At 39.2% G+C, this 26,100-nt stretch carries 21 protein-coding genes; 4 read left to right on the forward strand and 17 right to left on the reverse strand.

Annotation, left to right across the window (positions count from 1 at the left end; all coding sequences use genetic code 11):
• Positions 1-15: 15 nt before the first annotated feature.
• From LPB68_RS07730 to LPB68_RS07750, 5 genes are all read right to left on the reverse strand, one after another.
• Positions 16-2,871, reverse strand: a complete 2,856-nt coding sequence (locus tag LPB68_RS07730; protein ID WP_068654296.1) for a 2-oxoglutarate dehydrogenase E1 component — start codon at positions 2,869-2,871, stop codon at positions 16-18.
• A gap of 348 nt (positions 2,872-3,219) precedes the next feature.
• Positions 3,220-4,206: a glycoside hydrolase family 43 protein gene (locus LPB68_RS07735; RefSeq protein ID WP_068654298.1), complete on the reverse strand. Its 987-nt coding sequence runs from the start codon at positions 4,204-4,206 to the stop codon at positions 3,220-3,222.
• Positions 4,207-4,281: 75 nt separating this feature from the next.
• Positions 4,282-5,190, reverse strand: a complete 909-nt coding sequence (locus tag LPB68_RS07740; protein ID WP_068654300.1) for a carbohydrate ABC transporter permease — start codon at positions 5,188-5,190, stop codon at positions 4,282-4,284.
• 45 nt (positions 5,191-5,235) lie between these two features.
• Complete coding sequence (locus LPB68_RS07745) at positions 5,236-6,114, reverse strand: carbohydrate ABC transporter permease (protein WP_068654302.1); 879 nt, start codon at positions 6,112-6,114, stop codon at positions 5,236-5,238.
• Between the two features lie 81 nt (positions 6,115-6,195).
• A complete protein-coding gene (locus LPB68_RS07750; protein ID WP_068654304.1) occupies positions 6,196-7,431 on the reverse strand; it encodes an extracellular solute-binding protein in 1,236 nt (411 codons plus the stop codon).
• A gap of 306 nt (positions 7,432-7,737) precedes the next feature.
• On the opposite strand from LPB68_RS07750, the gene LPB68_RS07755 reads away from it, so the two are divergent.
• Both LPB68_RS07755 and LPB68_RS07760 read left to right on the forward strand, forming a co-directional pair.
• Positions 7,738-8,640 carry an ArsR/SmtB family transcription factor gene (locus LPB68_RS07755; RefSeq protein ID WP_068654306.1) on the forward strand — a complete coding sequence of 301 codons (903 nt, stop codon included), beginning with the start codon at positions 7,738-7,740 and terminating at the stop codon, positions 8,638-8,640.
• A gap of 246 nt (positions 8,641-8,886) precedes the next feature.
• Entirely contained in the window at positions 8,887-9,825 is a 939-nt protein-coding gene (locus tag LPB68_RS07760) for an ArsR/SmtB family transcription factor (RefSeq protein WP_068654308.1), read from the forward strand.
• Between the two features lie 103 nt (positions 9,826-9,928).
• Here LPB68_RS07760 and LPB68_RS07765 read toward each other — a convergent pair whose 3' ends face one another.
• From LPB68_RS07765 to LPB68_RS07775, 3 genes are all read right to left on the reverse strand, one after another.
• On the reverse strand, positions 9,929-11,521 hold the full coding sequence (locus tag LPB68_RS07765) for a copper amine oxidase N-terminal domain-containing protein (RefSeq protein WP_068654310.1): 1,593 nt from the start codon (positions 11,519-11,521) through the stop codon (positions 9,929-9,931).
• 93 nt (positions 11,522-11,614) lie between these two features.
• Entirely contained in the window at positions 11,615-12,133 is a 519-nt protein-coding gene (locus tag LPB68_RS07770) for a GNAT family N-acetyltransferase (protein ID WP_068654312.1), read from the reverse strand.
• A gap of 6 nt (positions 12,134-12,139) precedes the next feature.
• Positions 12,140-12,988, reverse strand: a complete 849-nt coding sequence (locus LPB68_RS07775; protein WP_068654314.1) for an SDR family oxidoreductase — start codon at positions 12,986-12,988, stop codon at positions 12,140-12,142.
• A 124-nt stretch (positions 12,989-13,112) separates the two neighbouring features.
• Between LPB68_RS07775 and LPB68_RS07780 the strand changes: the two genes are divergently transcribed.
• Complete coding sequence (locus LPB68_RS07780; protein ID WP_068654316.1) at positions 13,113-14,201, forward strand: M24 family metallopeptidase; 1,089 nt, start codon at positions 13,113-13,115, stop codon at positions 14,199-14,201.
• Positions 14,202-14,334: 133 nt separating this feature from the next.
• Here LPB68_RS07780 and LPB68_RS07785 read toward each other — a convergent pair whose 3' ends face one another.
• Positions 14,335-15,021, reverse strand: a complete 687-nt coding sequence (locus tag LPB68_RS07785; protein WP_068654318.1) for a queuosine precursor transporter — start codon at positions 15,019-15,021, stop codon at positions 14,335-14,337.
• A 468-nt stretch (positions 15,022-15,489) separates the two neighbouring features.
• On the opposite strand from LPB68_RS07785, the gene LPB68_RS07790 reads away from it, so the two are divergent.
• Entirely contained in the window at positions 15,490-17,178 is a 1,689-nt protein-coding gene (locus LPB68_RS07790; RefSeq protein ID WP_068654319.1) for a methyl-accepting chemotaxis protein, read from the forward strand.
• Between the two features lie 403 nt (positions 17,179-17,581).
• Here the strand turns inward: LPB68_RS07790 and LPB68_RS07795 are convergent, their stop codons facing one another.
• The 8 genes from LPB68_RS07795 to LPB68_RS07830 form a co-directional block, all read right to left on the reverse strand.
• Positions 17,582-18,976 carry an L-cystine transporter gene (locus tag LPB68_RS07795; protein ID WP_068654322.1) on the reverse strand — a complete coding sequence of 465 codons (1,395 nt, stop codon included), beginning with the start codon at positions 18,974-18,976 and terminating at the stop codon, positions 17,582-17,584.
• 156 nt (positions 18,977-19,132) lie between these two features.
• A complete protein-coding gene (locus LPB68_RS07800; protein WP_232510123.1) occupies positions 19,133-20,725 on the reverse strand; it encodes a cobyric acid synthase in 1,593 nt (530 codons plus the stop codon).
• A gap of 14 nt (positions 20,726-20,739) precedes the next feature.
• Complete coding sequence (gene cobS / locus LPB68_RS07805; RefSeq protein ID WP_068654324.1) at positions 20,740-21,549, reverse strand: adenosylcobinamide-GDP ribazoletransferase; 810 nt, start codon at positions 21,547-21,549, stop codon at positions 20,740-20,742.
• A complete protein-coding gene (cobU, locus tag LPB68_RS07810) occupies positions 21,546-22,118 on the reverse strand; it encodes a bifunctional adenosylcobinamide kinase/adenosylcobinamide-phosphate guanylyltransferase (protein ID WP_068654326.1) in 573 nt (190 codons plus the stop codon). Before cobU ends, cobS begins: the two co-directional genes overlap by 4 nt.
• A complete protein-coding gene (gene cobT, locus LPB68_RS07815) occupies positions 22,118-23,185 on the reverse strand; it encodes a nicotinate-nucleotide--dimethylbenzimidazole phosphoribosyltransferase (protein WP_068654328.1) in 1,068 nt (355 codons plus the stop codon). Before cobT ends, cobU begins: the two co-directional genes overlap by 1 nt.
• A gap of 44 nt (positions 23,186-23,229) precedes the next feature.
• Complete coding sequence (locus LPB68_RS07820; protein WP_068654330.1) at positions 23,230-24,006, reverse strand: ABC transporter ATP-binding protein; 777 nt, start codon at positions 24,004-24,006, stop codon at positions 23,230-23,232.
• Complete coding sequence (locus LPB68_RS07825) at positions 24,003-25,049, reverse strand: FecCD family ABC transporter permease (protein WP_068654332.1); 1,047 nt, start codon at positions 25,047-25,049, stop codon at positions 24,003-24,005. The genes LPB68_RS07820 and LPB68_RS07825 overlap by 4 nt, the downstream gene beginning before the upstream one ends.
• Positions 25,042-26,061, reverse strand: a complete 1,020-nt coding sequence (locus tag LPB68_RS07830; protein ID WP_068654334.1) for an ABC transporter substrate-binding protein — start codon at positions 26,059-26,061, stop codon at positions 25,042-25,044. Before LPB68_RS07830 ends, LPB68_RS07825 begins: the two co-directional genes overlap by 8 nt.
• Positions 26,062-26,100: the final 39 nt, after the last annotated feature.

The following is a 26,100-nucleotide window of genomic DNA, read 5'->3' on the forward strand; positions in this document are numbered from 1 at the left end:
CTATACAAATTAGGGTTAATTACTTTGGGACTGATTTAAGCGAAGTGCCAATGAAATAATCTGCTGTTGCTCAAATAAGTGAACTTTCTGATATCCACTAGCTGTACTAGAACGCTCAGGACGACCATTATAAGTAACCGGAATCTTCTCCTGAACAGTAGCCCGAATACGTGGTTCAATATAACGCCATGCTCCCATATTCTGCGGTTCCTCTTGTACCCATACAATTTCCTTGAGTATAGACAATCGGTCTATAACCTGCTTGATCTGCTCCTCAGGAAATGGATAAAGCTGCTCTACACGAATAATATGCAGCCATTCTGGACGCTTCTCAGTTTCATTATCAAGAGCCTCTTCCAGTTCAACCGCAATCTTTCCGGTACAGAGAATTAGGCGCTCAACACGTTCTGGGTTTACCCCTAATCCACTTTGCTCCAATATTGGATGGAAAGTCCCGTTACTAAATTCTTGAGCGGGTGAAGCAACTCTAGCATTACGAATCAAACTCTTAGGGGACATAATGACCAGAGGTCGCGCTTCATCAGTCTCAGTCAAGGCAGCTTGACGACGTAGTAAATGGAAATATTGAGAAGAACTAGTCAGATTAGCAACTGTCCAGTTATCATCACCTGCTAATTGTAGAAAACGTTCAAGTCTAGCACTTGAATGTTCAGGACCTTGACCTTCATATCCATGTGGCAGTAACATAACTAAGCTTGAGCGCTGTGTCCATTTAGAACGCCCCGCCGAAATGAACTGATCCATAATAACTTGAGCACAGTTAGAGAAATCTCCATATTGCGCTTCCCAAATCACCAGCGTTTCTGGTGAAAATACATTGTATCCATACTCAAATCCCAATACCGATGCTTCGGACAACGGACTATTGTGAATCGCAAAAGATGCCTTCGCTTGTGGTAACTCATGGATTGGGCAATACGTTGCACCTGATTCCGAATCATGTAATACAAGATTTCGATGAGCAAACGTCGCGCGTTCCACATCCTGCCCACTAATTCGAATAGGTTTACCATCTGCTATTATTGTAGCAAATGATAATGTCTCAGCGAGTCCCCAATCTACTTTTTCCCCTTCAGCAAGAGAATTCGTACGACGTTCAAGTATCCGTTGCAATTTAGGATATACCTTGAACCCATCAGGACGCTTCAGTAGTCCCTCATTAATCTCCTTCAGCTGAGCTAAAGGTACTGCAGTACATACGTTCTCTATACCCTCTGGTACGAGTACAGCAATACTCTGTTGAGTAGCATTCCTTACATCATCTCGTTTCATTTGATCATAAGCTTCATTCAATCGATTTAGAACACTTTCCTTTAGTTGCTCTGCTTGTTCTTTCAGAACCAAGCCTGCTTTAGATAAATTAGAACTATAAATAGCACTTACACGTTCATGTTTTCTAATTTTTTGATATATTAACGGTTGCGTTGTGTCTGGATCATCCGTTTCATTATGTCCATACCGACGATAACCGACAAGATCAATCAGGAAATCCTTTTTAAAGCGATCACGATAAGCACAAGCCATACGTACAGCCGCTATACAAGCTTCAGGATCATCAGCATTCACATGAACAATTGGAATCTCATATCCTTTAGCAAGATCACTAGCATAATGAGTAGATCGTGAATCCTTACTCTCCGTTGTAAAGCCTAAATTATTATTTACGATGATATGGATTGTACCACCATTCTGATATCCTGGTAGTTTCGTAAAGTTCAGTGTTTCCGCCACAATTCCTTCTCCAGGAAAAGCTGCATCCCCATGAATCAGTATGGTTGATGCTTTATTCACATCTTGTAGTGGGTATCCAGGTTGCGTACGATCCTCCTGAGCTGCACGAGTAAACCCCTCTACAACTGGATTCACAAATTCTAAATGACTTGGATTATTGGCTAACGTAATTCTAGCTTGTAAGTGATCTCCTTCTCTAAAAAGACGGTTAGCACCTAGGTGATATTTAACATCACCTGTCCAACCATAGTTAATACCCGTCGATCCTTCTGAAGGGAACAACTTTTTATTAGGAGAATGATGGAATTCTGAAAATATATTCTGATACGGTTTGCCTAACACATGTGCTAGTACGTTTAATCGTCCACGGTGTGCCATCCCCATCAAAATATGCTTCGATCCACTATCTGTTAAAGCAATTACCATTTCATCTAGCATAGGAACAAGGACATCATTTCCTTCGATAGAGAAACGTTTCTGCCCGACAAAGGTACGGTGAAGGAACTCTTCGAATTGTTCCACTTGAATTAGACGTCTTAAAAGGGCTGTCCGTTCTACTAATGTTAATGAATTGGATGGTGATTCCGCATGACGGTTCAACCAAACACGTTCCTCTTCCTCATGAACATGACTAAACTCATAAGCAATAGTTCCTGTATATATTTCACGCAACTTCACAATAGCATCCCATCCATTAGGTACATTCTCAGGAGCATGATGCCAAATCAAGGATGATGGAAACGCTTTTAAATCCTCTTGTGACAAATTATACCTTTCTGGTTCCAATAAACTAGTATCTGAATCAGGTCGAATGCCAAGGGGATCAATATCAGCTGCTAGATGTCCATATGCGCGAATATTCCATACTAATTTCCCAGCATCTACACCTTTCTTTAACAGGTTCCGATCCCATGAAATACGTTCAGAAGGCTTTTGAGGAATGCTTACTTCATCAGCCACTGTTGGCGGTGCTCCCCACAAGCTAAATAAATGTTGAAAGGTCTCATCAACAGATTTGGGGTTTCTAAGGAACAGATCATATTGTTCCTGCACATAACCGAGATTTGGACCGTAATAAGTTTGCCAAGGATCACTTGAATGTTGCTTATTCATTATCATTGTCGGACGTACCCCCGTCTTGAATTATGATAGTTGCAAGGTGAAAGGTAATACTTACAATCATTTCTGCTTTCATTATAGACCTTCCAACACGATAGCTGAAATAGCCTTTTCATATTGTTATGATCTAATAAACAGATGGATCAATATATATGTTCAATGTCCTTTGTCACATTCTGTTCATATATTGATACTATTATCATATTACCCTCTAGCTACTTTGTCTAATACGATCTTTTTATAGATAATAACAAAACAAAAATAAAAATAGAGTAGCAAACTTTTAACAGTTCACTATCTCTATTTTTATAGGATAAATGAGTCATATATTATCAAAAATACTGCCTTTTATCGCTTCAGTATAGATAATATATTTTTATCATCAGCTAATGGTATCCCGAAATTCGGTGTCCCATCTGAATTCCAATGTAGTATTTGTGCCCGAGCATGGCGATTAGGATCGTATAAAGGATCTCCTACAATTTCTTTATAGTTACGGGCATGATAGACAATGATATCTTGCTTACCATCTGGAGAAACCGTAAAGCTATTATGTCCAGGGCCATATTGCCCCGTTAGCTCATTCGTTTGAAAAACAGGTTGCTCCGATTTGACCCATGAAGCAGGATCTAGTAGATTAGCATCTTCATCTGCGGTAAGAAGACCCATACAATAATTATGATCCGTTGCACTAGCTGAATAGCTAATGAATATCTTACCATTCCTTTTCAGAACAGCTGCACCCTCATTTACTTTGAAGCCGATAACTTCCCATGGATATTCAGGTGTACTGATCATCGCTTGTTCACCACATAGAGTCCAAGGATTACTCATCTCCGAAATATACAGATTGGAATTACCAACGATATCTAAAGCTTTCTGAGCCCATACATAATAACGTTTACTCTTATGCTCAAAAGTCGTTGCGTCTAGTGCAAAACTCTCCCACTTAGTCCGAACCTGACCTTTCTCTTCCCATTTACCTTCTAGAGGGTTAGCAGAAACATTCTCTAGAACATACATACGATGATCGAATAATCCTTCTTTTGTCTCACTAGTATGAGCTGCGGCGAAATAAATGTACCATTTGCCATCAATATAATGAAGCTCTGGCGCCCATATATTAGCGCTTAATGGACCTGTTTCATGCTTACGCCAAACAACTACAGGATCTACCGCATCCAAATCTTGAAGCACCTTAGCTCGGCGGAGTTCAATTCTGTCGTACTCTGGTACCGATGCTGTAAAATAGTAATATTCATCCGTATGCCTATATACCCAAGGGTCGGCACGCTGTTCCACAATAGGATTATTTATATATCCACTCATATCCATGCTTACTTTTCTCCCTCTCTCTAAATCAATCTTGTAATGATTTCACAGTTACGTATGATTAACTGTCTCTCTCCCTTAACCTTTAATTCCTGAATTCAAATTAATAGATTGTACAAAATACTTCTGTGCAAATAAGAACAATACTAATGTTGGAATAATCGCTAGTACTGCCGATCCCATTAGCTGACCAATCATGCGGTAATTCCCATAAATATCTTGTAGTAGTAGCAATCCAGCTGTAACCGGCATTTTTTCCACATCGGTGTATACGATAACCGGCCATAGAAAGTCATTCCATGATCCAGTAAATGAAAATAATGCACAAACGATCAATATCGGCTTAATTAACGGTACGATTACTGAAATATATATTCTATAATCACTAGCCCCATCAATACGGGCAGACTCATCTAATTCTTTAGGTAGACCTTTCATAAACTGTCTAACTAAAAATATGTTACCCATTCCAGCTAATCCAGGGATAATCATCGCCCAAGATGTATTAACCCAACCTAACGCATCAATTATCTTGTAGGAAGGGATCAAGTTAACAACTCCTGGAAAGAAGGAAATACCTAGTAAAACAAAAAACAAAGTATCTCTTCCTTTAAAATTCATGCGAGAATAACCATACCCAGTTACTGAAATAACAATAACCACTAGAATCGTATGCATTGTTGCAATAAAGATAGAATTCATTAACCAGCGTAAAATAGGTGCTGTAGATGTATTAGTTAAGATCGTTACATAGTTATCAAAGATCCACTTTTCAGGGAACAATCTAAAACCAGTGGAGACCACTTCCGTTTGCGATCTAAACGATGTTGTAATACCGTATATCACGGGAATAACGAAAATTGCGCACAGAACAATCAGAAATATATATGCGAAATATTTAGATATACTCTTGTCGGAACCCTTCCCAATATGCTTAACACTTAAATTTGGATTATTATTCGATTTATGTACCACTTGGTTTGACATTTTGTTACACCTACCTTTTCCGTATCCAATAAATTATCATTCAAACTAAGAAGCATTTCGATTCATCACATAATATTGCAATGCTGAGATAATCAAAATAACTAATCCTAGTAAAACAGCCATTGCAGAGGCCATTCCAGCAATAGATTCTCCGTTACCAAAGGCTAATTGACGGATATACATCATCAATACATGGGTGCTTTGTTGAGGACCACCATCAGTCATCATTAACGGTTGACCAAATACATTAAATGCGCCAGCAGTTGTCATGACAAATGTAAATATTAGTGGGAAACGAATAGAAGGTAAGGTAATACTAAAGAACTTGCGAAACGCTCCAGCACCATCCATTTCCGCTGCTTCATACAAATCTTGAGCTACACCACTTATAGAAGCGCGATAGATAATCATATTTCCTCCAGCTCCACCCCATACAGTGATCACAATAATGATAATCCATGCATAAGGCTGATGAGCTGCCCAAACTGTATCTGAACCTAATAAGTTACCTGTAATCCCCAACTGCTTATTAAATATTAAAGACCATATTAATGCAGCTGCAGATATGGATATTAGTCCTGGAATATAGATAATAGCTTGAATGAAATCTTTCATTTTCACTTTTTTATGCTCTAATGCAACAGCAACCATTAATGGGATCACTATTAATAGAGGAACACTAAGAACAACAAAGAATAATGTGTTTTGCAATCCATTAGTAAATTGAACATGGAAGGTTGATTCAGAATCAAAAAGGATTGTTCGATAGTTATCCAAACCAACCCATACTGGATCATTCATTAAGTTCCATTTCGTAAAGGATGCATAAATCCCATAAATCGTGGGTATTAAGATAAAGACAATAAATAACACAACATGTGGACCTACAAAGAAAACAGGTGCCAAATTTAGTTTCTTTTTCATAGGCGTTCATTTCTCCTTTTGTAAAAGTAATATGCTAGCTTATAGCACATTACTTTTACAATCTTTTCAGTTTCAATTCACTTAATTTGCACTACTTGCTTCAGCTACTTTATCATCAACAAATTTCTGCATCGTCTGCAATGTTTCATCAATATCCACGTTACCACGAACGATATCAGCACAGTACGTATCTACTGCTTCTGCTATATATGGATAGTATTCATAGGTGTAAATATAAAGGGATTCAATTTCTTTTTCATTTGATGTAAAGAAAGATTGCATATAGTTTTGGTACTCAGGACTTTCATTGACTTGTTTACTCGCAACAATTTGCCCTGCTTTAGCCCACTCCATTGAATTCTGACGAATAAATTCTAAGAAACTACCCACTCCAGCTTCTTTTTCATCAGTTCTTTTTTCGTTCTTCATCATTGTGAATAAGTGAGAAGATGATCTGTTCGTATATTTATCTGGCGTTGTAGAATAAATATTGGTTACACCGAAGTTCAATCCTTCAACTCCAGCATGTGCTGTAGAACTCCAAGTACCATCTGTAGAGAATAATACATTTTGAGACTGGAACATCAAGTATCCATCTTCACCAAATGGTGTCATTAACCCAGCATCAGCAATTTTCTTAACGCTTTCAAAAGCTTCTTTCATAACAGGTGTGTTTACAGCAGGTTTACCATCTTCCTGAATATCCCCACCTAAGTTTTGTATTTGTGCTAAAATAACCCATCCAAGCAAGGCATCATTGACAACATAATCGCCTTCATCTAATTTACCTTGTAATGAAAGCATTTCATCAATTGTAACAACATTATCATCTAAGAATGATTCCGCATTATATTTCTTAAGCAAATCTTTATTGTAATACATTGTATTGCTATGAATATCTAGAGGTACAGTATATTGAGTTCCATCAATAGTACCTGTTGACCATGCTTGCGGTAAGTAATTTTCTGCTTTTAATTCTGGCTGTGCTCCTAATAGAGTTGTCATTTCTTCGAGTGCACCTTGTTTCACATAACCTGGAACACGGTCAGCATGGATGATTGCTAAATCTGGCACACCTTTACCTGAGTTCAATACGGTAGATAATTTTGTATACATATCAGAAGTGATTACGTGTTTTACTTTAATTTCAGGTTCTGTTGCATTATAATCTTTTACAATTTGATCCATGTAAGCTCCATCGTCACCTGTAAGTGGTGTCCAAAACGTAATTGTTTTTTCGTCTTTATTACCACAACCAGCCAAAATACCTGTTACTAGAAAAACAAGAACCAATGTAAAAACTAATCTTCTTTTCAATGCTTTCTCCCCCTGTTAAGTTCTTTTAGAAAATGATTTCCAAAGATAAATCTTCATAAATAACTTTCTGAGGTTTAGTATACACACTTCTGAAAGCGCTGACAATAACTTTTTTATAAACTTAATAATAAATATTTGATCTTAGTTAATATAAATGTTATCTTATAGTAGGTAATTTGATAATATATTTACTTAAGTTATCATTAATGTTACTATATACAAATATTAATAATCCTTTTTGTTTAGTTAGCAATAATTAAATACCCTTATATAACAGTGATATCAATTCGAAAGAAGTGAATTAGGATGCAATTGACAATAGACCAGTCCTCGCTCGTTGTTTACCAAGCATTAGCCAGTGAGGTTCGAATTAAAATCATCCAGTTACTCTCAAATAATAAAATGAACATCAAAGACTTAGCTAAGGAACTTGAGATTAGTAGCCCGATCGTAATTAAACATATTCAAAAATTAGAAGATGCAGGGATTATTAAGACGGAAAAAATCCCAGGAAAATCGGGATACCAAAAAATTTCTATTTTAAAAGTAGATCATATTGAGATTAATTTTCCTAAAAAGATTTTCCATTCATTCGCTTCCTATGAAACTTCAGTTCCAATCGGTCATTATACGGATTATGATTTAAAACCAACCTGCGGGCTGGCCACTGAGAAAGAATTTATTGGTAGAGTGGATGAGCCGAAGTACTTTATGGATCCCAAAAGAGTCGATGCAGAAATATTATGGTTTACTGAAGGATTCGTCCAATATAATATTGCTAACTTTTTAAAAAAAGAAGAAACATTGCAACAATTTGAAATCAGTTTAGAACTCTCATCAGAATTTCCATTCTCAAATGATGTATGGCCGTCTGACATCACCTTTTCGTTAAATGGGTTGGAATTAGGCACTTGGACAAGTCCTGGAGACTTTGCTGATACTAGAGGGAAATTCACCCCTGAATGGTGGCCACATAATATCAACCAATATGGATTACTCAAAACAATTAGAATTACAAACCATGGTACATACATTGATGGTGACCCATTGTCTCCCGTTTCGGTTGAGGATTTAGATGCAAGTTGTGATAGATGGACTTTTAGAATTGAAGTGAAAGATGATGGGAAACATGTTGGAGGAGCAACGATTTTCGGAAAAAAATTCGGTAACCATGATCAAGACATTATGTTCAAGTTATATTATTTATAGTTCGTTACAAAGTAAATACCACCTAAGCTAGGGAGTCCACATTAGTCATCGTATTGGCTAGAGGCACTCCCCTTTCCCATTTCTCTAATATAAAAATTCTATGAGATGCTCAATTAACATGCAGGAATTATTATATCTAAACCTGAATCATTTAAGTTATAATGGAATATAAAGCGCTTTCAATATTAGCTTTCCATCTAGATCTTGCTTGATTATCAAGTCATACCTAGGAGATGATACATTTATATGATTTATATTAAGAATCTAATGTCTGGTGTTAATATTTTTAAAGCATTAAGTTCAGAAGTTCGTATACAAATCCTAGAATTATTAGCAACAAACCAAAGCCTTAACCTTAATGAAATAGCTAGCAAACTAAATCTTAGTAATGGTGCAATCACGATGCATATCAAAAAATTGGAGGATAGTGGGCTCATCGAGATCAATACCGCTGTTGGTAAGCATGGGCTCCAGAAAATTTGTTATCTAAATAAAGACAAACTAATGGTCGATTTGAAAAATAAAGAGGTCGCTAACCTGTATGAGGTTGAGATAAAGATTGGTCACTACAGCAATTACCACGCTGTTCCAACTTGTGGTCTTGCTACTAGAGACAGTATTATTGGGGATTTTGATGAACCTAGATATTTCGCTGATCCTCAGCGTGTAGATTCTGAAATTATCTGGATATCTGAGGGATTTCTTGAATACCGTATTCCAAACTATTTAAAACCAAATCATATATTCAGTGAAATCCAGTTCTCAATGGAGTTAAGTTCTGAAGCGCCTGGATATTGCGACAACTATCCATCTGACATCTATTTCTATGTCAATAATATTGAGATAGGAAGTTGGACTAGTCCTGGAGATTTTGGAGATATTCGAGGAACATTCAATCCTGATTGGTGGCCACCACATTTAAATCAATACGGAATGCTTAAGTTGATTCGTATTAACAATGATGGTAGCTTTATCGATGGATGTCGCATTTCGAATGTGACACTACAAGATATAGGACTCGACTATAAAAGTGATATCCTTTTCCAAATAGCAGTAACTAACAAACCCTTCAATAAACGTGGACTAACCATCTACGGTAAATCCTTCGGTAATTATGCTCAAGATTTGCTTACACGTGTGCTTTATACGGTACACAATGATGACAAAGCAACATCAAACGAATGAACCTATGATCAGCCAATGAAAATGTACTACTTTCTTATATTTAGAAAAAAGGTTGAGTGGATTTCTCCGCTCAACCTTTTCAATGTTAATTCTTTTCCATTTACTACTGACGTTCAATTACGATTGTTTTGCTATCGTTATCCCATTCTACAGTAGCACCTAAAGCATCTGCTATAAATCTTAGTGGCACATAATTAGTTCCTTCATAGTTCATAGCAGGCTCTGCAAGCTTCACAGTTACACCATCTATAAGCGCTTGGTTGGATCCATTCTTAACAACAATAATTGAACCTGTGATGTCATCTATAATTGTAGTTTGCTTCAATGAAGCGTCCCATTTCATTTGTGCATCCAATTGTTCAGCAACATAGCGAAGTGGCACCATCTTCGTCTTATTCACTTCAATAGGTAGAGGATAATCAATATACCATTCATAATCTTCATCCACGACAGTATCTAGAATGAAATACTTATAAGTGATCTCCATTTCCTCCTGCAAAAAGCGATATACTTCAGATTGATTATCAAAATTACGTAAAATCGTACCAGGAGTAACTTGATCAACAGCAAACATATCTATGTTCAAAGCCCCCTTAGATATATCTACCTTGTTCACTGTAACAGGTTTATTTACGTTCCAGATTTCATTACTAGAATGTATCTTAACCTGTTTCACTGGAACTCCTTCAAACGTAGGAATTTGGATTGTAAGATCTACATTTTGCTTACGTACTTGTAGTTTATTATCCAACATAATATCCATTGCCAGCACAGTATCTTTGCTAAACAACTCATTCAATAATGGCTCTTCTTTAAACATTTCTTTGACACCATTATCGTATTCTGCAAGTAATTCCTCTATGCCCTTTTGCAATTGATTACTCAAGAAAGTAACGGTAGCTTCTTTATCTTCAACTGGGCTACCTATGGCAGATAAGAGTGGATCTTCTAGCTCACTTGTAATTTCACCTTCATAGATTTCTCCATATGCGTTTAAGCTAGCTTCATAAACGGGATAGTAGACATCGTATAACGTACTAATAAGTTCTTTGACTCCATCTTCATCCTTGGATATACTCGTCAAGAATGATTTAGCAAGACCCACCAACTCATCTCCACGAATCTCTATATGAAGGTTCTGTAATGTCAGTTGCTCTCCATACACTTCTTCTTTTACGGAAGATACGGAAATTGACTCTGGATTAGGCGCATTCTTGAAGAAGAATTCACCCAAATCTGTAACCAATTGAGTTGATTGCTCAGTTGATACTTGGAATTCAGCCAAATCCATACCAGCCATAGAGCTCATAGAATCAAGTGGTATATTGATTGGATTTATAGCTCCATCAACCCAGAAGCTAAGATTATTCTTATCCATAGATAGATGGAAAGGCGTCTTCGTGCCATTTAGGCTTAAAGCTCCCTCTACTGAAGCAGTAGATGCATCTTGTACCATTGCATGATCAATATTTAATGAAAATGAGTTCAAAAGATCAATGATTTTCTTATCCTCTTCACTAATTTGTCCATCAGTGGGTACAATTTCAAGCGATACGGTTTGTGTAGATTCTGATGATTTGACAGTAAAACTATCAACTAGAGTCTTATTAATATCCAAACCTCCAACCGATTGACATCCAGACAATATAAGCATAGATGTTAGTACAGTTGCTAATAACCATTTAATACGTTTCATTTTTTACCTCCACATGATCATATATTATATACATATCCTAAAGTATGCCAGTCTGTATCCAGCATGTAAAGGATAATTTATACATCTTTATACTTACGATCTACCGAATACATTTAGTCCAACAATAACCAAATTACGCTTAACATTATCAAGTACGGCAACTTCCGGTAGATAACCCCATTGTTTGAATCCGTACTTCGTAAGAAGCTTAAGACTCCCCTCATTATGAGCAAAAACAAAACCAACTAAATTATCAATATTAAGCCTTGAACATTCAACAATAGCTTTTTCTATAAGGATACTACCAACCCCTGCACCACGGTAATCTTCAGATACGTAGATACTAATCTCAGCTGTTCCATCGTAGGCAGCTCTACCATAAAAGGATTGAAAGCTCATCCATGCGATTACTTTTCCTTCCAATCTCATAACCCACAAGGGCCGGTGGTGATCATTATGTTCGAAAAACCATGAACGTCTACTCTCTACACTCACAGGCTCTAAATCAGCCGTAACCACCCTTCCCAGTATTGTTGAATTATAAATATTTACGATAGCTGGCAAATCCTCTGTTTGTGCATATTCAATTTCATAATTCTGTAATCTCATCATAATTCCTCACTTCATATAAGGTTGAACTTGCTCTTCACTCCAATGCCATAATCGTTCTGCATCCTGTTTATTATTAGCTCGTAAGCTAAGTGGCTTCATTTCTTGTTTATAGAAATACTCCCCACTAACTTCTGCGACTTCAGGCGATGTTGCTAAATATATAGCAGATTGAGACCCTTCTTTTGGAGTTAGGAAGAAAGGGCGTAGCATGGCATATACACGTTTGCCAAAACCCGTCTTACGATCGACACCTAGATTAGTCATTACCGCTCCTGGATGTAAGCAATTAGCTGTCACTCGAGAACCTTCTAACCTTACAGCAACTTGTTTCGTGAACAGAATATTCGCGAGTTTCGATTGTGCATACCCAGTAATTATATTGTATCTTTTCTCTAATGCTAGATCATCGAAATGAATCTTTCCAACTTTATATGCCCCTGAGGAAACATTCACAATCCGCCCTTGCTCAGCGTTGAGAAGATGGTCGATCAATAAATTTGTGAGCAGAAAATGTCCTACATGATTAATACCTAATTGTAATTCGAACCCTTGCTGTGTAAATTGATGCTTCAAAGAAACAACACCTGCGTTATTAATTAATACATCTAATACATCAAATTTTGACTTGTAGCCATTAGCTAACCTACGAATGCTATCCAAATCCCCTAAATCTCCTAGCATCCATTCGATATTCTCTGATCCACTCTGTCTTATGGCCTCTTGATGAGCAATTCTAGCTCGGCCTTCATTTCGACAGACCATGATGACATGTGCTCCTCTTCGTGCTAATTCTATAGATGTCGCTAGTCCCATCCCTGAATTAGCACCTGTAACCATCACTATTTTATTATGCATCTTTTATGACCTCCTATGGATCTCACACAACACGTTTTGTCATTCTCTAATAGAGGTTTATAATATATATATATCACTCCACTCAACAGATCTCTATCTTGAATTATGAAAGGAAGAAGTTGTAATGACAGATCGATTACTTCAATTAGATATCAAAATGAAACAACAAGGGTTGGATGCTTTGCTAATCACTGATCCTAAGCATGTATACTACCTAACTGGCTTCGCTAGTGACCCTCATGAACGATTCTTGGGGTTAGCACTTACGCAAGGGGAAGAACCCGTGCTTATTGTACCAGCTCTTGATGCCGAAGCTGCGCATGCTGCATCCTCTGTACAGCATATTATGACACACTCGGATACCGATTCACCATATACTTTACTTAAGCAACAATTTGGAGAAAGAATTCAAGCCCTAGGTGTTGAAAAGGATCAGTTAACGGTATCTCGCTTCGAATTACTTCAAGACACTTTAAGAGCACAGTCTTATCATGATGTAGGAGCTATGCTCCAAAGTATGAGAGTCAATAAGACAACCGAAGAAATCTCGCGTATGAAGCATGCTATCAACCTTATTGAGGAAGTTCTTCGACAAGGACTAACGCGCGTACAAGTAGGAGTAACCGAAATTGAATTGGTAGCCGAGCTTGAATATTTAATGAAAAAGCTTGGTGCGGACGGTCCTTCTTTTGAAACGATGGTACTATCAGGAGCTAACACGGCACTTCCTCATGGAACAGCTGGACAACGGAAAATTCAGAATGGTGACCTGTTAATGTTCGATATGGGTGTGTTCGCAAATGGTTACGCATCAGATATCACACGAACCTTCGCAGTTGGGGACTTGAGTAAGGAACTAACAACTATTTACAATACGGTTCTGAATGCTAATCTACAAGGCATTCAAGCTATTCGCCCTGGGGTATCTTTGGCATCCATTGATACTGCTGCTCGCAAAGTCATTGATCTAGCGGGGTATGGTCCCCAATTCATGCATCGACTTGGTCATGGGCTTGGAATGGATGTTCATGAATACCCATCCGTACACGGTAACAATATGGATCTTGTGCAAACCGGAATGATTTTTACGGTTGAACCAGGAATCTATGTTCCTGGGTTAGGTGGCGTAAGAATTGAGGATGACATTGTGGTCACAGAAGACGGGGTAGTAGTGCTCACCTCTTTCCCGAAAGAACTAACAATCATTGGATAATAGTGTGGTCGGTACATCGAATTTAATACATTATTATAGTTTTCAGGCATCATTCACACAATTGTGCGAATGATGCCTGTGTTCGTGTAATAAAGGTATTTTCCAGTTGCCTCGCCGGCAGTCAGGTTATTAATTAATCTTCATCTTTAAATTTAAATGTTCGTGCGACATAAAGAAATGGTGTTCCAACAGCCGTTAACACGAATTTAATGATATAGGTAGTGAAGAGAATCTCTACCCATACCTCCCAACCATATACAGGTATGGAGAAGGCGATACCGCAAAACACTAATGTATCGACAAAAGAACTGATCATCGTACTCCCATTGTTACGGATCCAGAACTGTCCTGGCTTAGGATAGAATTTACGAATCCAACTATATAATCTCACATCGAGAAATTGGCTTACGAAATAGGCTGATAGACTTCCTAGTGCTAATCTTGGCATGAGTCCAAAGATAGCTTCTAATGGTTCCTGAGCAAAATCCCCTTCTTGTGGCGTAAAGAAGAGTGCCATTTGCATAATTAATGTAGTCATTAACAATGTGAAGAAACCGAACCATACTGCTTTTCGCGCTTCTCCCTGACCATATTTCTCGTTAAGTAGATCACTTGTCATATACAAACTTACATACATCGTATTTCCCAAAGTCATCGCAATCCCAAACATATCAATGGTTTTAGTGACTTGGATATTGGCTATGACCGTAGCCACACCAATCCATGCATACAGCCCTTTTTTACCAAAAAGACGAAAGCATAATAAAAAAAGTGAGAAATTTACGATTACATATACTATACCCCAGCTTAAATTAAACATCTTACTCCTCCTAGTTTTGATACGCGGGATGGTTACGAACCGCGGTTTGTAACGTCTTGGACGTACAAAACATGATCAACTTTATCACAGAAGAACATAATTGCCTAGATCTCATCTTAAATTGGGAGTACTTTCTAATTAAAATGAACTAGATTGTCCGTTTGCAACATTTTCAGAAAACTTTCTCATTTCAATGATTATACCACTGTTCAATTTTCATATTATTTTGTAATATAGTAGATACGTTGCTTCTCAGAATTCCATATCTATGCTTTATAGCTATTATTCACCTATTAGAACAAGAAAGGTCCCCCCTTTTTTACAGCTAATTCCGTGGTAATAGGATAATTGATAGGACTAGAGTTCTAAGTTGACCAAATCACTAGTTAAAGTGAATTAACACATCTAGATCAACTAACCAGATAATAAACTGATACTGTAGACAAAAGACTAAGGAGATTATTTATTATGTTTCGTATAAAAGAATCAATAAGCCGTAAATTAATGCTCGTTGTTGCCACTGTATTGCTAATCGTGTCATTACTTTTTAGTATAAGTTTTTATTTTGTTTCTATGGATATATTCAATAATTACGTATTACCTGAGGTAGATAACAACCTTAAGACAAGTTCTACAGATACATATAAAGGCTTAAACACTTCACAAGCGTTACAAGCTTTACAAGGAAATGAAGGCTCACAATCTATCGTATCTTTTTATTTCGATGAGAAAGTACGTGATTCCGAATTAGATAATATTTACCTCGCTAATATTAAAGATAAGGAAGTTACTATTCTCGCAACAGATAGTAAATCACCTCTGAAGGTATCTAATACAGTGGCTTACCAAGAAGCCATGCAATCCGCGCTGGACAACAAGTCAGCTACTAGTGAGGTATATACCAATGAATTGGGGACATTTAAAACTGAATTCATTGCTATTCCTGGAAGTACAATGATACTTGCCATCAGTATAGATGCGAACTTTATCGCGGAACAGACTCAGTTTATACTATGGATCTGTATAGGTATAACTATTATTGGAATGGCCGTGGGATTAACCATTGCTTATTACAGCAGTAGACGTATTATCAAACCTATCATTCAACTTGCAGCGCACAGTAATCTTCTTGCTCAAGGCGATCTGCGGCAAGTTCCTGTCGTTACTGGGCATGACGAAATATCACAACTTGCAAGTAGTTTCCAAAAGATGACTCATAACCTCAAAGAAATGATTAGTCACGTTCAACTAACTTCACGCGAAGTATTAAATGGATCTGATGATTTATTAAATCGCACAGAAGTCATGAAATCTATGGTTGAAGGATCCAACGCAGTTCTGAAGGAGATCGATAAGGGTAGTGAAAGCATCGCTTTGACCTCAAAGGAGAATGCCATCGCAATGGAGGAAATCACTCAAGGAATCATGCACATTGCCAATTCTTCCGGTGAGGTATCCGAGCAGGTCGCAGAAGCGACTCTTGAGGCTGTCAGTGGTAATCAATTGGCACAACGCGCTATCGAGCAAATGCAACAAGTAGAGCAAACTTCCATCGAATCTCTTGAAGTCATGAGTACGATGAATGAACGTTCGCAAGTTATTGGAGAGGTAGTCACTTCCATCTCTGAGATTACGAAGCAAATACAAATGCTTTCACTTAATGCTTCGATTGAAGCTGCTCGAGCCGGTGAACATGGAAGAGGCTTTGCAGTAGTCGCTGGTGAGGTACGTAAATTATCTGAATTATCTACCATCGCCACTCAAAAGATCGCAGAACACTTATCAACCATTCAAAAGGATACGGAAGCCTCAGTAGTTGCGATGGACCGTGTTAATCAAGAAGTACGTTCAGGCAAGATACTAGTACAGGATGCAGGAAAAGCTTTCAGCCAATTAGACGTACTCATCCAAGATGTTAACCAAACCATACAGGCTGTGTCCGCAGCTACGCAACAAGTATCTGCAGGTACAGAAGAAGTTAGTGCATCCGTCGAAGAAACGGCATTAATTACATCGAAATCTCGAACTAGTATGAATGAGATTTCCACTACGAGTGAACAACAGCTACATGAAATGGAACAACATCGCTCAATCGTAACAAGTCTTCATGAACATGCTTTACAACTGCAGGAAGCTATCCAACAATTCAAGATTTAAGTTGTAGCGCGAAAGAAAGGCAGGTAACTTTTCAAAAAAGGTGCCTGTCTTTCTTGGTTATAACACCGTCAAGTAGTAAGTAGAGCTTTTTAAATATTTAACTTATGCTTTCAAGTGCTAGTTTTCTTCTTCGACACAGGGGAATACTGATAAGTCCCTTACTCCAACGATCTTGAAAGACTATATGCCTTTCCCCCTGCCTAAGATTTCCGTACCCAATTAACAATCTGTGCATCACTTTTAATTCCATAGCATTCCTTTATGAGAGAGAGATTGTCCTTTTATAACCATGAAAATATCCCCTCCAAGCTCACTCATATCCACAAACATGTGGTCTTTTTTGAGTGTCTACTTAAAGGGGATCATATCAGATATTAATAATAATATATTTTTATCATTCGACTTATACTTGTGCAGAATCTAAATCTATATTCTTATCATGATATACTTTGGAATCATTTTCTTTTAGAATTTTACTAGAAATAAGACCTGAAGTCATAGAATCATTCACATTCAGTGCGGTACGTCCCATATCGATTAGCGGTTCCACAGAGATCAGTAGACCTGCTAATGCAACGGGTAGACCCATTGTAGAAAGTACAATCAGCGATGCAAAGGTAGCACCCCCGCCGACGCCTGCAACACCAAAGGAACTAATGACAACAATCAGAATCAATTTCAGAATGAAATCCCAACTTGTTGGATCTATGCCCACTGTTGGGGCAATCATCACTGCGAGCATGGCTGGATAAATTCCAGCACATCCATTCTGACCAATCGTAGCTCCGAAGGTGGCTGACAGGTTCGCGATCCCTGAAGATACTCCGAGTTTCCTTGTCTGAGTCTCTACATTAAGCGGAATGGTAGCTGCGCTTGAGCGAGAAGTAAATGCAAATGTCAGCGTAGGTAGAACCTTTTTCAGATATACTAACGGGTTAAACCCGAACATGGTAATCAATATTAAATGAATAATAAACATAACAATCAAAGCTACATAAGAAGCAATTACAAAGTTAATTAACTTTAAAATTTCATCAACATGCGTCGTAGCGATGGTCTTGGTGATCAACGCTAATATACCGTACGGAGTCAGTCTTAACACAAGGGTAACCATCCGCATCACGACAGCATATACCGCATCGATCAAATCACGGAAGACTTGAGCTTGTTTCGGTTTCTTACGATCTATTCCAAGAACAGATACACCGATAAAGGCTGCAAAAATAACGACAGCAAGCGTAGAAGAACTCCGGGCTCCCGTCATATCGGCAAATGGATTCTTCGGAATAAACTCAAGGATTTGCTCCGGAATCGATTGATCTTCCACAACACCAAGTCTCTCTTCTAACTTCAATCCCTGTGCCTGTTCTCTGTCACCACTCTGAATATCAATAGCCTGTAAATCAAAACTCAGCGTAGTGATAATACTTACAGATGCCGCAATCGCAGTGGTAAGAAGAAGAACTGCAATAATAGAAAAACTCATCTTCCCAAGATTCTTAACCCCGTTCAGATTCATGATAGCAGAAATGATCGACACCATAATTAGCGGGATCACGATCATTTGGAGCAATCCAACATAACCGTAACCTACCAAGTTGAACCATTCTGTGGACTTTCCTATAACATCCGAATCTGGTTTGAATAACAATTGTAGAATAACACCAAATACGATCCCCAACCCTAATCCTGTAAATACACGTTTAGTGAAGGAGATATGTTTCTTTTGCATCCATACTAATAATCCGATCAGTCCCAGCATAGCAACGATGTTTATGATAATCCATAAAGTATCCATTATGTGTACCCCCCAATAAAATATATGGCTAAATAAATATGAATATATTGTCGACGTTTCATATCATAGCATATACCTTAGTATTTGGGTAGGATTAATTTGTTATTAACACAACAGCTGTTTGTTTGGTTATTCTAAAGGGTAATTGTTGTAATGTTATTGTTTATTCGAATCGATTATACCCATCATATTGTAGATCTGTTTCATATCAACATGGTTGCGAACTACTTCAGCAATCCGATCAAATTCCTTTTCCTTGAGCACATTAGAACTATATGTTTTTCTTAAAGGTTTAAAACCTTTTTTCATACGAATATCATCCAGCCAAGACCTGCGAAAGGTATCGTTATGAAATATACCATGGAGATATGTTCCCCACGTACGTCCGTCTACCGTCCCCCAACCTTCATCTACAAGTTCTCCAGTGATTCTCTCCAACTGAAATAACGTTGCTACGTTATTCTTGTTCAAGCACCTTGTCACTCCCATATGAATCTCGTACCCTTCAATAGGGGTAACACTCTGTTGCGGATCAAGAGCTAGAGGGTGTCCTACAGCTAGAGTACCCTGCACACGCACTGTTGTTTTTTCTTTCAAAAAAGTTGTCGAAACCGCAAGATAATTGAGCCCCTCGGCACTTCGAGGTTCACTGCCCTCCACTGCATAAGGATCAATCAGCATCTCACCTAACATTTGATATCCACCACATATACCTACAAGTTGCTGTGTCCCTGATCTCATTGCTTCTACTATTCCTTCATCTAGTCCTTGCATACGTAGAAATTCCAAATCCCCGATCGTATCCTTAGTCCCCGGTAGAATAATAGCATCAGGCGATCCCAAGTCTGCATTAGACCTCACATATCGAACGGACACATCCTTCTCCTCTCGCAAAGGATCGAAATCCGTGAAGTTAGATATTCTCGGATATTGAATAACCGCGATATCAATCTCTCGCTGATCCGCTACCTTCTGTCCCAGTGTTTCTAATACAACAGAATCCTCAGCTTCAATCTTTAGTTCATCAATAAAAGGTAACACTCCAAGTACCGGGATGCCTGTACGTTCTGTAAGCCAAGTCAGTCCTGGCTCAAGAAGTGTAATGTCACCTCGAAACTTATTAATAATAAACCCCTTCACTCTTTGCCGCTCATGAGGTTCTAATAGTTCTAATGTGCCCACGATAAATGCAAAGACTCCACCCCGATCGATATCCGCAATCAACAATACAGGCGAATCCGCCCAACCGGCTAAGTTCATATTGACGATATCATTGCTCTTAAGATTAATCTCTGCTGGACTTCCAGCACCTTCCATCAATACGACATCATACTGTTTACGTAATCGGTCCAGTGCATCCATCACTATATCCTTCGCATATGGCAAGAATAGATTGCGATAATCTGTTGCACTCATTTGTTGAAATGGCTCCCCATGTACGACAATCTGTGAAAACATATCCTTTACTGGCTTAATCAGTATGGGGTTCATATCCGTTGTCGCTTGAATCCCACAAGCTTCTGCTTGTACCCCTTGAGCACGACCTATCTCTTTCTCATCCTCAGTTACATAAGAGTTCAGAGCCATATTTTGTGATTTATAAGGTGCTGTACGGTATCCATCTTGCTTAAAAATACGGCATAACGCTGTTGTAATCACACTTTTCCCAACATCGGAAGCTGTTCCTTGCAACATGAGTACTGATCCATAGGACCCCTCTTTCATGACATGTGATTCAGACTTCTCCATAAGTTCCCCCCCTCTCACAAGTGATTGTATAATAGCACTAACATGAGCAATGCTACGACTTCTAGTAGTTCGTTAAGAGCACCATAGGTATCACCTGTTAATCCGCCTAACGTAGCATTCATCTTCCGTGCGACCCACATTCCTGTAGCCCATACACTTAGCGGTAGTGTAACCCACCCAAGAAGAGCTATCGTCCAAGTATATCTATCCATCATGATTAAGGGTGCGATCGAGGCTACAACTCCTGATAAGACTAATGCAATAACCAAAGTTGCCCCTATCTGCGCTTTATCCAATCCTATAAATTTCCCAGCTAATCCGTCCTTACCACGGGCCTTTGGCCATGATGACATGGCATGAACCATAAACCAACGACTCCAAATTAGGGGCAAGAGAAGTAGACCTGAACAGTCTAGACCATCTACGATCAATGAATAGATTAGAGAGAGCTTCAACATCAGCAGTAGCACACATGCGAGAACACCCATAGCCCCTACTCGGCTATCTTTCATGATCTCAAGGATTTGTTCTCGAGGTCGATAGCTCAGAATTCCATCCGCCGTGTCCATCCATCCATCCAAATGAAGTCCACCTGTAAGTCCAACCCATAGAATAAGAATCAACACCGCTGCTGGCAATGGTGGGAGCAAGAAGGTAAATCCTAAAGCCGCTATCCACACCACTAGTCCTATTGCTGCCCCCACGAGTGGATAAAACTTCACACTTTGGCGAAAAAGTGTATCAGAATAATCTAGATTTGCCCGTACGGGAAAACGTGATAGAAATTGAAAAGCGGCCGCAGCCGCTTGGATCCAGTTCCTCATAATATATACTCCCTACTCTTGAGTTCGATAGGGATACCTGCCGTTACCAAGAAAACCTGAGAACAACTCCTAGCTATCGCCTGATTCATGAACCCTGCCAAATCGCGATATAATCTTCCTAAAGGATATTCAGGCACAATCCCATCCCCCACTTCGTTGGTAACCATAATCAAGTTACCGGGGTATTGTCGTACTTGATTCACAAGAAGAAGAATTTCTTCTTTTACTTTCTCAGATCTATCCTTGTCATTTTCTACAGACAAAAGAACATTAGATAACCACAACGTTAGGCAGTCCACAAGAATAGTAGGTGCGCCTTCTTCGCTACTCAGACTTTGCGAATGCCAATCCCCTATTAGCTTTACCAGTTCAAATGGTTCCTCAACATTTCGCCATGGATAGTTAGCTTGAATTCGTTGCAGTTGATGAAGAGCAATCCGTTCCTTCATCTCATCATCGAAGGCTTGTGCTGTAGCCACATAGATGGCTTCCTGTGAAATAGACATACACAACTTCTCCGCAAAGCTACTCTTTCCACTTCTCGCTCCACCGGTAACAAGTGTGATCATTACTTCTGATCCTCCGATTCACCAGATATTCCTGCACTTTCGAATGTTGCCATCTCATTTATAATCCGGCAAGCTGCATCCACTAGATGTAGACACAACACTCCACCAGTGCCCTCACCTACGCGTAGATCTAATTCCAATACAGGGCGAAGACCTAGCTCTTGAAGCAATAATCGATGTCCTTGTTCGTGGGAAGCATGCGATACAATCATGTAATCAGCTGAAGTTGGATGAATAGCTTTAGCCAATAACGCTGCTGCACTCGAAATAAATCCATCGATAATAACCGGACATCCATGAACTGCTGATCCAAGAATAACACCTACTAATCCACCAATTTCCAGACCACCGACTTTAGCAAGCACGTCAATTGGATCAAGTGGATTAGGGGCGTTAACTTTCAAGGCTTGTTCAACAACACTGATCTTATGCAACAGGCGAGCGTCATCAATACCAGTCCCTCTCCCTACCGCATCCTTAACCGAAATATTCGTAAGTGCACAGGATACGGCTGAGCTTGCAGTCGTATTTCCAATGCCCATTTCTCCAGTTATAAATAATTGAACATCCCGTTTAACAGCATCTTCGACGACTTTCACACCAATAAGAATGGATTGAATTGCTTCTTCATAAGTCATGGCAGGACCTTGTGCCATATTAGCTGTACCATACCGAATTTTACGCGAAAGGAGGTCAGGGTGTGAGATCTCACTATTAACTCCGATATCCACACATACGACTTCTGCACCCGCTCCACGAGCAAGAACATTAACAGCCGCACCACCCGCAAGAAAATTATGGACCATTTGCGGAGTTACCTCTTGTGGAAAAGCACTTACGCCTTCCTCACATACCCCGTGATCACCAGCCATAATGATTACTTCTCTACGATCAAAGAAAGGTTTCACCTTTCCCGTAATGCCTGCAAGTTGTATCGCCATAGTCTCCAATTTACCAAGACTTCCAGGGGGAACCGTTAGATTACTGATATGTAATTTTGCTCTCTGAATCGCCTCTTGATCAAGACCACGAATTTCTCCGATTTGTTGCATAATAACCTGACTCATAGTTCATTACTCCTTTGATGGTTCAAAGTTAATGTTACTGCATGTTATTGACGGGAAAGAAGAATTTGTGGAACACCGTTTACCGGGTGCTTTACAACCGCTGGATCCACTTCATAGACTCGTCGAATATTATCCTCCGTTAAAATCTCATCTGGTGTTCCTACTCCAACAACTTCACCTTCTCGTAGTACTAAGAGTTTATCACAGAATTGGGCGGCCAAATTCAAGTCATGAAGTACTGCAACGATCGTAATTCCTGAATCTTGTCGCCAATTAGCAACCAATTCCATGAACTGAAGTTGATAATAAATATCTAAGAAAGATGTCGGCTCATCTAACAATAAGATTTGGGGCTCCTGCGCCATCACTTTACCGAGTGCGACACGTTGTCTTTGTCCTCCACTAAGTTCATCCAATGGTCGGTCACCTAAATCAGTCAGATGTAATCTATTCATAATGTCATCCACAAGCGCCGTAGTATTCTTGTTCTGCTCCCGTCCGAGCCAATCTTGAAATGGAAATCTACCCATTTCAACAATATCTCTAACCGGATAGTGGATAGCTGGAAGGCCATCCTGTTGAAGTACGGCAACCATCTGTGATAACTCACGTCGATTATATTTAGATACGTGACGCCCCCGTATCTTCAATTCCCCACTAGAAATTTTGTCCACACCAGAAATTAATTGGAGTAGTGTCGATTTACCGCTACCATTAGGACCAATGATTCCCCACCATTCGCCTTCCTCTATCGTCCAACTAACATTTTGAAGTGCGGATAAATCTCCATAAGTTTTCGATACCTCGTTTACCTCGATCATGCCATACCTCCGTTCCGTTGCTTCTTATTACGATACAACAGATAAGCAAAGAATGGAGCGCCAATAAATGCGGTAACCACTCCAAGCGGAATCTCCGTCGGAGCTAGAATAGAACGAGCAATGGTATCACACCATAACGTGAAGATTGCGCCTCCCAATGCCGATAATGGGACGATGTGTCGATAATCCGGACCCGTAATCAATCGAATGATATGTGGAATAACGAGTCCCACAAATCCAATCACACCAGATACAGATACAGCAGCTGCCGTTAATAAGGTGGATACGATCAATGTTCTCAACTTCAGTCTCTCTACATGAAGTCCCATATGAGCAGCCTGGCGTTCACCCAATGCTAATAAATTCAAAGAGCGAGCGCTTCCCCATATCACCAACAATCCAACAAATACATACGGCAATAACATGAGTGTATATGACCATCCACGAAAGCTTAATCCGCCCATCGTCCAGAACATAATTTCATTAATCGTCTCTTTCGACATAGCCGTTAGGAAGGAGACGATAGCACCTAGGAAGGATTGCATAACCACACCTGATAAAATCAGACTATTCGTTGGGATTTTCCCACCCTCACGTGCTAAAGACAGCACTCCCCATAGAGTCAATATCCCTGTAAAAAAAGCAACCATAGGGAGCGTCCAGATACCCACAAGAGAATACTGCATTCCATAGAAAATAATGACTGCCGCACCAACGGATGCTCCTGAAGAAACCCCTAGCGTATATGGATCAGCAAGGGGATTACGAAGTACACCCTGAAATCCAGAACCAGCAACAGCAAGAGAAGCTCCGACCAGCATACCTAAGACAATTCGAGGTAATCTTACCTTAATAAGTATTTGCTCATGTGCAGGACTCCATGTTGGTATAATCATATCCCCCACCCATGGTAATCGATGCACTAGAATTTGAATAATATCCTTTACGGGTAGCTTAACCGCACCTATTCCAAGGCAGAGCAGGAAGCTCGCGACAAGTAATATGATCCCGAGCCCCCCATACACAGTTAATTTCTTATTCATGGTTTAGTAGTTCTGGATAGATGGCATTAGCAATTTCTTTAAGTCCTTGCGTGACACGTGGCCCCGGACGACTAACCAAGTTATCATTCAATCCAACAATAGCATCATTCTTGATAGCCGTAATTTGATCCCAACCACTGCGAGCTTTAATGATCTGATCTAATGTTTCTTGTGTAGTCTCATCCTTAACATTCATATTGTAAAGAATCACATCAGGGTTATCATTAATGATTTTCTCTTCACTAATTTCATTCCATCCCACTGTATCCGCGGCAACGTTAACCCCACCAGCTAGTGTGATTAACTCATTCAGAAATTCACCACTACCTACTGTCCAACCTAGAGAAAATTCGATATATACTTTCTTTTTCTGTTCAGGCGTAAGTGATTTAACCGCTTCTGTCACTTCCGCGCGCTCTTGTTTCATTTTATCTACAACGGTTATAGCTTCTGCTTGCTGATCTGTAATCTGTCCCAACAATTCAATATTAGCAATGACATCATCTACAGATTTCGGATCAGTCTTGATAATCGTTATGCCAAGTTCACGTAACTTCTCTGTAGCTTCCACACTCATAGAGATTCCTGTAACTACTAGGTCAGGTTCTGCTACTATAATAGCTTCCTCATTTGGACTATAAACACCACCCATTCTAGCTTTACTCGTCACCGCTTCTGGATAATCATCAAAATCAGATACACCTACAACCTGCTCGTCTAATCCCAGAGCAAATAGTGCTTCGGTCTCTGCCGGTGAGAGGGATACAATCTGCTTCGGAGCTTCTGTAAATGTAATAGATTCGCCTGTAGCATCCACTACTGTTAAGGGATAGACCGTACTCAAATCACTTGCTTGCTCTTCGGTAGGCTTCGTCTGTTCTGTTGGAGCTACCTCTGTTGGTGTTTGTTCAGTAACCTTCTCTGCTTGTTCATTATTTCCACATGCCGTTAGCGATATTGTGAGCATGAGCGCTAACGCCCCGGTAATCCAATTCTTCTTCAATAATTTCATTATTATTTCTCTCTCCTTTTCATATCATGTGAGAGTTGC

Origin of the sequence: Paenibacillus crassostreae (assembly GCF_001857945.1) — a bacterium.
Lineage (GTDB): Bacteria > Bacillota > Bacilli > Paenibacillales > Paenibacillaceae > Paenibacillus_AQ > Paenibacillus_AQ crassostreae.

Coding starts and splice junctions, on each gene's coding strand:
- LPB68_RS07730 (WP_068654296.1), bottom strand. CDS start 2,871: ATGATAATGAATAAGCAACATTCAAGTGATCCTTGGCAAACTTATTAC.
- LPB68_RS07735 (WP_068654298.1), bottom strand. CDS start 4,206: ATGGATATGAGTGGATATATAAATAATCCTATTGTGGAACAGCGTGCC.
- LPB68_RS07740 (WP_068654300.1), bottom strand. CDS start 5,190: ATGTCAAACCAAGTGGTACATAAATCGAATAATAATCCAAATTTAAGT.
- LPB68_RS07745 (WP_068654302.1), bottom strand. CDS start 6,114: ATGAAAAAGAAACTAAATTTGGCACCTGTTTTCTTTGTAGGTCCACAT.
- LPB68_RS07755 (WP_068654306.1), top strand. CDS start 7,738: ATGCAATTGACAATAGACCAGTCCTCGCTCGTTGTTTACCAAGCATTA.
- LPB68_RS07760 (WP_068654308.1), top strand. CDS start 8,887: ATGATTTATATTAAGAATCTAATGTCTGGTGTTAATATTTTTAAAGCA.
- LPB68_RS07765 (WP_068654310.1), bottom strand. CDS start 11,521: ATGAAACGTATTAAATGGTTATTAGCAACTGTACTAACATCTATGCTT.
- LPB68_RS07770 (WP_068654312.1), bottom strand. CDS start 12,133: ATGATGAGATTACAGAATTATGAAATTGAATATGCACAAACAGAGGAT.
- LPB68_RS07775 (WP_068654314.1), bottom strand. CDS start 12,988: ATGCATAATAAAATAGTGATGGTTACAGGTGCTAATTCAGGGATGGGA.
- LPB68_RS07780 (WP_068654316.1), top strand. CDS start 13,113: ATGACAGATCGATTACTTCAATTAGATATCAAAATGAAACAACAAGGG.
- LPB68_RS07785 (WP_068654318.1), bottom strand. CDS start 15,021: ATGTTTAATTTAAGCTGGGGTATAGTATATGTAATCGTAAATTTCTCA.
- LPB68_RS07790 (WP_068654319.1), top strand. CDS start 15,490: ATGTTTCGTATAAAAGAATCAATAAGCCGTAAATTAATGCTCGTTGTT.
- LPB68_RS07795 (WP_068654322.1), bottom strand. CDS start 18,976: ATGGATACTTTATGGATTATCATAAACATCGTTGCTATGCTGGGACTG.
- LPB68_RS07800 (WP_232510123.1), bottom strand. CDS start 20,725: ATGGAGAAGTCTGAATCACATGTCATGAAAGAGGGGTCCTATGGATCA.
- cobS (WP_068654324.1), bottom strand. CDS start 21,549: ATGAGGAACTGGATCCAAGCGGCTGCGGCCGCTTTTCAATTTCTATCA.
- cobU (WP_068654326.1), bottom strand. CDS start 22,118: ATGATCACACTTGTTACCGGTGGAGCGAGAAGTGGAAAGAGTAGCTTT.
- cobT (WP_068654328.1), bottom strand. CDS start 23,185: ATGAGTCAGGTTATTATGCAACAAATCGGAGAAATTCGTGGTCTTGAT.
- LPB68_RS07820 (WP_068654330.1), bottom strand. CDS start 24,006: ATGATCGAGGTAAACGAGGTATCGAAAACTTATGGAGATTTATCCGCA.
- LPB68_RS07825 (WP_068654332.1), bottom strand. CDS start 25,049: ATGAATAAGAAATTAACTGTGTATGGGGGGCTCGGGATCATATTACTT.
- LPB68_RS07830 (WP_068654334.1), bottom strand. CDS start 26,061: ATGAAATTATTGAAGAAGAATTGGATTACCGGGGCGTTAGCGCTCATG.